The organism is Dapis brunnea BLCC-M229, from assembly GCF_050015995.1.
Lineage (GTDB): Bacteria > Cyanobacteriota > Cyanobacteriia > Cyanobacteriales > Microcoleaceae > Trichodesmium.
Genome location: NZ_JBNHEP010000289.1, coordinates 1 through 7,715, shown reverse-complemented (window position 1 = coordinate 7,715; position 7,715 = coordinate 1). Strand labels below are relative to the sequence as shown.

Here is a 7,715-nt window from a genome sequence, read left to right as displayed (position 1 = left end):
TTGGTCAATCCTCTCCCTAAAAGGGAGAGGTAATTATCCATTATCCATTAATGAACTCTTCTGTAATAGAAGGATTGGTTAAAAAGGAAATGTTTTTCTTTTCAAGGGGAGATTGGATATGGTTAGGTAACCCATCCATGCCATCCTACAGAATAGTGCGCAAACGACTGCTTTTTCCCTTTTACTAGGGAGACTTTAAACCTGAATTTTTCGGTAATCTTGATTTTGAGAAGATATTTCAGAATTAACAGATTAATTATGTAAGTATTTTTGTAAGTATTCAGCCGTCAGCTAACAGCTATGAGTTATTAATTGATTATTACACTGAACAAGAAATTAGTCTTCAAAGAGAATTAAAAGTTATCAAGAAAGAAGTAATTAGCGGTCTAGTGAAGTAGTTGTTTGATTTTTTCATGCATCTGAATGCTGAATGGGAGCTAGCTGAATACTTACCTATTTTTTTTAATTATGCAACTATTCTTTTTGAATTTAGGATTAGCTGATGGGTGATAACTGACGACTGAATGTTTATTATTTAATACTTGAAAAAGAGTAAAAATTTATAATTTACAGGTCAGCAGTCGCTCTACAGCAGATAATTTTGCCATATTTAAATTACAATGCCCGCCTTAATATGAATCTAAGCCAAATAATTATGACTAAAAGTAGCGGACTACTAGCAATTGTTTTTATTCTATTATTTATCCTATTAGGTGGAGGAGGGTATTGGTTTTTATTGAATCAAAATAAATTACAGAATACTAATAATAAGATAGTTAATAATCCAACAGGAAAACTAAGTTTGCTGGAAGAAGCTAATCAAATAGTTTCTAACCTAGACATTTCTTTACCAAATCCTAATGTATTAGCAATAGATGGTAGTGTCACAATGGTTAAGTTAATCAAGATACTAGAAAATGCTTATGAACAAAAATATCCTAGTATTCCTGTCACTTATGGAGTACCTGAAGGTATGCCAAATGGTTCTAATCAAGGCATTAAAAATTTACTGACAAATCAAGTACAAATAGCAGCAATATCTCGCCCATTACAACCAGAAGAAGCTCTGGAAAATATAAAATTAATTCCTATTGCTAAAGATGCTTTGGTGATAGTAGTAGGAATAAATAATCCCTACAAAGGAGGCTTAACATTAGACCAACTAAAAGATATTTATCAGGGAAAAATTACTAATTGGTTAGAAGTAGGTGGTGATAATTTACCGATTAAAGTTATCAATCGTTCTTCCAAAAGTGGTAGTTACAATTTCTTCCAAGATTTTGTCTTGTTAGGAGAATCTTTTGCTCCAAATAGTGCTAACTTTATTACATATAAAAGAGATGTTACAACTCCAATTTTACGAGAGTTGAAAACTAATGGAATTAGCTACACCACAATAGCTCAGGCCAAAAATCAAACTACAGTTAGAATTGTACCAATTAACGGAATTTCACCTGTCAATCGAGCTACTATTAATAATTATAATTATCCCCTCACTCGCCACATATTTTTAGCAGTACCAAACAAAACAAGTTTAGCAGTAAAAAAATTTCTGGAATTTGCTGTGTCAAACCAAGGTCAAAATTTTGTACAACAGGTAGATTTTGTACCTTTGAAATGAATTAGTTTTTTTAGCATCAGGATCGAAAAACTGATACAGTAATCTGTGCAAGATTTGTCAAAAATCCTCCAATAAATAATAAAGCGTAAAATTATTATTCCTGTTCACAATTCCCGGTTAGGTCTACCCTAAATTATACAAATATTTTCTGCACAACTGTACCAAAAAATGCTATAGGCTATATTGTGAAATGACTTACTTAAAATTCAGATAAAATCCTGTGACTAGAAATCGTGAACCAGTCAAGAATTTAGTTCTTTATCGTTTATTAAAATGGTCAGTAATAGTTCCAATACTTCGTTTTTACTTTCGGAGTAATATTTATGGCGTCGAAAATGTTCCACAACAAGGACCTTTAATCATAGTTAGTAACCATGCTAGCGATCTAGACCCTCCAATTGTATCTGTTTCTGTCAGAAGACCAGTTGCTTATATGGCAAAGGAGGAATTATTTGAAGTGCCAATTTTGAAGCAGATAATTACTCTGTATGGTGCTTATCCTGTAAAAAGAGGATCGGCAGATCGAAGTGCTATTCGTTCCGCTATGAATAGTTTAGCAGAAGGATGGGCTGCGGGTATCTTTCTACAGGGAACTCGAACTCCTGATGGTAGAATTACAGAGCCAAAATTGGGTGCTGCTTTAATCGCGGCAAAGGCAAAAGTACCATTATTACCAGTTTGTATTTGGGGTACTCATGCAGTCAACCGTCAAGGTTTGATGGCTAATTCTGTACCAATAACTGTAAGAATAGGAGAGGTTATATCTCCTCCTAAATCAACTAAAAAAGAAGAGTTAGAATTAATCAGCCAGAAATGTGCAGATATAATAAATAAAATGCACGATTTAGGACGTTATTGACATTCTCCCGACGGTGCGCTTGAGCGATAACGCGGGATTTGCTTACCTCAGGATGCGCGGTTTCTGTTTCATAGCACCTACCTCCGCTTAACCTCTTTTTGGTCTTAAGGTCGCTCCACAGTAGGTCGGCAATCCGACGGCTCCCCTAGACACTGTTAGTCCAGCAGCCTTATTCTGTGTATAATAGCAAACCCTCTGTAAAAACCACAATATTGATTGGTTTTACCATACGACGCTCCCCTCATGGGGGTTAGGGGGGGATGGAGAGTACAGGTCTTCAACCAACCTTGAGGTAAATTTACTTAAAAAGAAAATGCAAGATATTAGAGAACAATTAGCTGAAAATTTGGATGTGGCTGAATGGAACTGGTTAGTACCCCATGTTAAACGTGATTCTGTAGTAATTATAGACCAAAAATTGAATTTGCTCGATGTGGGAGAAGCGATCGCTTCTGATAATACATCTTCTGTGCAAGACTGGATGAACCAAGAACTTATTTATAAACCTTCAGCAGAACAATTGTCGATTTGGAATAGTGACGATACTAAAAAGTTTAATGCTTTGATAGTACAGCCTTTTGTTTTAATCCAAGAACTTGTGGAAACTCAAGGGGATAATTGATGGATAAAATTGGCTCCCGTATAACCGGTAGTTAACCAAAGAATTCCTCTAATTCCATCTCGGATAGCTTTTTCGATAGGTTCGGGCGATCGCCCAGAGGGAACTGGTAGGGGTTTAAAAGTAATGCCCCTACTACCCAAAATAATTTGGCCGATAACTATAGCGCGACGCATATGGTCATCGGAGGTAACTAAATAAATACTTGTAATACCTTGGGATTTTAGTTTATCCACTATTGTCGTGAAATTAGTAACAGTATCTACGGCATCATAGTCTAAATGTAAACGGGTTTGTGATATGCCAGCCTGGGAGAATAACCATTCTGCATATTCTGGGTTCGTGCCAGAAGATACCCAGATATCTAGATGAGGATGTTGGCGAGCAAATTCTGCAGCAAATACTTCTCTTTCTATGGCCCCACCAAGTACCAATAAAGCTTGAGGAGGTTCAATACTACCTGCAAATTGTTGGTAACTAATCCAAAAAGTCACCAAAAATCCTACTAAAAACCAGGAAATGCGAGAAATATTCAATCCTTTATATAATTTTTTACTAGAAACTACCCTCAAAACCATATCTTTAAAAATAAAAAACCATCTGTAGTTTTACAGATGGAAAGAGTTTCAATATCAATATTCAGAAAGTATTATCTACCATCCGGAGTAGGAAATAGAGATAATATCATACTATTTACATTTTAGATTTGAAATCCTCCCCACCCTAAAGGCACGGGGATTCCTACCGAGCTGTAGCTCCTCGGCGGGTTGACGCCTCACAGGCCAGCCTAACCCACCCCTCTTACCCCCCTCCCGGGAGGGGATGGGGGTGGGTTAGGCTGGCCTCGACATCCATTTAGAGTCTCGGAATGGCCTCCCGCGACTTACCAAAAATTTTTATGGACGTTTATTTTTGCCTTCAGGTTTGAACTGCTCATTGGCCTGAAAGCTTCCCTTGTTCTGCTCTCAACTGAAGGAGTTTCGACCTAATCTTCTTTTCTACAGTATTTATGAGACAAGGCGGGTGTTCATACCAATTTCACTATAACACAGAAAGTCGCCCGCTTATGGGCGAGGCTTTAAACCCAACTTTTCGGTAAAGTGAGAACAATTTATTCAGACAATAGAAAGCTACTCCCTTCCCGCCACAAGATTATAATCAGTAAATCGTTGCACTATATAGTTTATAGCCAAATTTAGCTAGGTAATTTTCTAGAGGGAAGGGAGTAACTAAAACATAGGAAAAATTTTAGCTTTTTGAGACTACTTGAGCCAAAAACCAGGCACTTTTTTCGATCCCAAAAAGGCATTAGCCTTTATTTATCAATACTTTGATATTTAATCAGCAAGCCCTCAATTAAACTTTTGACTTAATTTACGGGACTGGCGCGATTCGAACGCGCGACCTAGCGCTTCAGATTTGTGTGAGTTTCCCCACTCTCTGGACTATCCCTTCACCATAGCTGTAATAGCTTTAGGTGGTGGCCTAACGCTTCAGGAGAATTTTAATTACTCCTTAAAACTCTAGTCTCTGCACCTTCTTTACCGATAATCAGGTAAAGCTTGGCTCAAGATTACCTTATCTGTATAAAAGACTTAGGCTTCCTTGAGTTTGACCACATTCACTCACGGAGTTTCCTCACATGGTGCCCGATACTTCAGGAGGCGCTTGCTCTATCCATCTGAGCCACAGCCCCATGTTAAGCTTGAAGTCAGAAGTCAGAAGTCAGAAGTAATCTTTAACAGAGTTTTAGCATTTAGCTATGTTCTAACCTTTGCTTCAACTCCCGCCTTTAACTTACAAAAAAAGCATTAGCATTTAAGAATACTTTATTGTTTAATTTATAATAAAACCCTACTGTAATATTTGGCAGTATTTTAAGATTAACTTAATTACCTTTGACCACTCCTCAGCATAAATGACGGAGGATTCTAAGGGGATACTTCAAGAAGGTCTATAGACGCTTCTTTCCGTGTTTTCCGATTAACTGACCACAGTTTAATCCTGTGAGGACAGGTCAAAATGCCCCTAGACAGTCGGCTAAGGTCTAAACCTAGCGTTCTGCTTACTTTTCTTAATATGTTGGCTGCACCATTACAGTCAGCGTTTAAATACCATTGTCCGTATCTAACACGATACAGACCGCGCTTAGTTCTTCTTCCCGACGGTTTCCAATCCTGGGGTTTTTCACCTATTGTTGGCAGATAGTCACCATCTAAAAAACTAGCTTTACTGGTATAGGATTCTTCAGTTTCAACAAACTGAATTCCATATTGCTCGCACAATTGAGCAATTCTGTCTTTGAGTCGTGCTGTGGCGATAGGTACGAACTCAGAATTATTTTTTTGGCCAATATTGATTGAATCTTTGTTGCGTTTGTTCCAACCAAAAACGATAGTACCGATATTATTTTCTAAGCAATGATTCATTACTATTCTTGCTGCTTTGTTGATGCCATCACGCATCTGTCTATTGCGTTTTTCTGTTATAAAAGCTAATTTATTGTTCCAAAACCCTTGTGGCTTATTCTCTTTAAGAGTAGATACTTGCTTGTTATACCAACGATTCATTGACTTGATGTGTTTCCCATCAACAATCAAGCTAGTTTCAACATTTGATACGCAAGTTAGCCAATTATTTAAGCCCGGGTCAATCCCTAGAACATTGTTAGCATTTAATTCTACTTTTTTGGTCTCTTTTTTATAGACAAACTCAAAGTAGAAACATTTGTTTCTAGTCTGATAACCATTTATCTTATTGACTTTTAAGTTTTAGGAAATAGATTAATAATTATCAATTTCAAAAAATATTCCTACTGGACTGAAACAGCTAAAATGGTGCGTTACGACGGATTTATTAATCCCTTTGATAGTCTTAACTTAAGCCGTCTAACGCACCCTACAATTTTGCACTAAGTTAGCTGTGTCAGTCTACTACAAACTGTTTTAGCTAAAACTGTGCATTAGGGAGTAGGGGAGTAGTGGAGAAAGATTTTTGTTGGGTTTCGGAGTCCCTCAACCCAACCTACATAATATTGCTAAATATATTAAAATCCTACAGCCAGGTTCCGTAGGATTTTTAATCTTAACTTAATTAAAATCTAGGGAGCTAAAGCATGACCCCGGAGCATACTACCAATAGTTTTAGCAGTAATCTTCATTTGAACTAAAGGATTAGCAGGTACGACAGTTTTGTACAAATAACTATCAAAAGTTAATTTCTGTACATCCCGGTCAGCACACATTTCTACAAATGCTTCGCGGGTAGCATCAGAACGATAGAATACTGTCTGTAAAATATCTAATACTTTGTAAGTCATGCCATACTTCTTATCCCACCGCTTCAGATAAAGTTTCAAATCTGCTTCAGTCGGGATAATAGCACCATTATTAGAAGTCTCAACAATAGTTTCAGCACACATCCTAGCTGACTTAGCTGCAAAATAGATACCTTCACCAGAAGACTTAGTGACAGTACCCGCAGCATCTCCCACTAAAGCAACTCTACCACGAACCCGACGGGGGCGAGGATGTTCTGGAATAGGGTGAGCTTCTACCTTGATAATTTCCCCACCTTCGAGGCGTTTAGCTGCACGAGCGCGAATACCTGCTTGTAACTGTTTAATTCTGGCCTGGTTAGGTTTCATTGTACCAGTACCTACAGCAACGTGGTCATATTTGGGGAATACCCAAGCGTAGAAGTCTGGGGAAACATCATCCCCTACATACATTTCTGCTAGGTCTTCATAATATGCCATGAGATGGTCAGGAATACGAATACGCTCTTGGAAGGCGATCGCGTAATTATAATCTCCAGCATCAATGGCTTTAGCTACACGGGAGTTTGCCCCATCAGCTCCAATAACTAAATCTACTTTTAAGGTTTTGGCTGTTCCTTGAATATCTCCTTTTGAATGGTCGGAGTAATGGATAGTATAGGGGTCTCTATCGTTAGTAGGAATATCCAGTTTATAAACTGTGCCATTAATTAGGTTAGCTCCTAGGGAAGCTGCTCGGTCTCTGAGGAAGCCGTCTAATACTTCCCGACGGCACATACCTATATATTCATCTTCTTTTTCTATATGGATATCTACCTCAACATTGGAAGGAGATATCATTTTCATTTTTCTAACCCGGCGATCGATAATTTCTGCTGGTAGGTCAAATTCACTGACCATGCAGAGGGGAATAGCTCCACCACAAGGTTTGGCGTTATCTAGTTTACGTTCAAATAAATAAGTTTCAATGCCTGCTTTTACTAAGGTCTCGGCAGCAGAGGAACCCGCAGGACCAGAACCAACAACAGCAACCCTTAAAGTCAAAGGTTTTCTCCTTAATCTTTTTTCTATATACAAGTTGGGATGGTATCACGGACTTAGGTCTCATGGTTGGTTTTGTCAGGATATGTGAAGAAAATGCAACAGACCTTAATATTTTGATACTAAATTAGCAGGAGTCAGGAGTTAGGAGTCAGGAGACAGGAGACAGGAGTTAGGAGACAGGAGACAGGAGTTAGGAGTTAGGAGACAGGAGTCAGGAGACAGGAGACAGGAGACAGGAGTCAGGAGACAGGAGACAGGAGACAGGAGACAGGAGACAGGAGACAGGAGACAGGAG

6 protein-coding genes are annotated in these 7,715 nt (G+C 38.2%); 3 read left to right on the top strand and 3 right to left on the bottom strand.

Annotated features, from left to right (window positions below):
- Window positions 1-655 precede the first annotated feature (655 nt).
- The 3 genes from ACP6PM_RS33545 to ACP6PM_RS33535 all read left to right on the top strand — a co-directional run bounded on the left by ACP6PM_RS33545 (window position 656) and on the right by ACP6PM_RS33535 (window position 3,102).
- Window positions 656-1,621: a phosphate ABC transporter substrate-binding protein gene (locus ACP6PM_RS33545; RefSeq protein ID WP_426591178.1), complete on the top strand. Its 966-nt coding sequence runs from the start codon at window positions 656-658 to the stop codon at window positions 1,619-1,621.
- 220 nt (window positions 1,622-1,841) lie between these two features.
- Window positions 1,842-2,480 (top strand): lysophospholipid acyltransferase family protein, encoded by a 639-nt coding sequence (locus tag ACP6PM_RS33540; protein WP_426591177.1) that lies wholly within the window; start codon window positions 1,842-1,844, stop codon window positions 2,478-2,480.
- 313 nt (window positions 2,481-2,793) lie between these two features.
- Window positions 2,794-3,102, top strand: a complete 309-nt coding sequence (locus ACP6PM_RS33535) for a DUF2288 domain-containing protein (protein WP_426591176.1) — start codon at window positions 2,794-2,796, stop codon at window positions 3,100-3,102.
- Here the strand turns inward: ACP6PM_RS33535 and ACP6PM_RS33530 are convergent.
- The 3 genes from ACP6PM_RS33530 to chlP all read right to left on the bottom strand — a co-directional run bounded on the left by ACP6PM_RS33530 (window position 3,087) and on the right by chlP (window position 7,420).
- A complete protein-coding gene (locus tag ACP6PM_RS33530; RefSeq protein ID WP_426591175.1) occupies window positions 3,087-3,677 on the bottom strand; it encodes a YdcF family protein in 591 nt (196 codons plus the stop codon). The genes ACP6PM_RS33535 and ACP6PM_RS33530 overlap by 16 nt on opposite strands.
- A gap of 1,353 nt (window positions 3,678-5,030) precedes the next feature.
- Window positions 5,031-5,852, bottom strand: a complete 822-nt coding sequence (locus ACP6PM_RS33525; RefSeq protein WP_426591179.1) for an RNA-guided endonuclease InsQ/TnpB family protein — start codon at window positions 5,850-5,852, stop codon at window positions 5,031-5,033.
- Between the two features lie 347 nt (window positions 5,853-6,199).
- The gene (gene chlP, locus ACP6PM_RS33520) at window positions 6,200-7,420 is read right to left on the bottom strand and encodes a geranylgeranyl reductase (protein WP_426591174.1); all 1,221 of its coding nucleotides are present in this window, start codon (window positions 7,418-7,420) and stop codon (window positions 6,200-6,202) included.
- Between the last annotated feature and the right edge of the window lie 295 nt (window positions 7,421-7,715).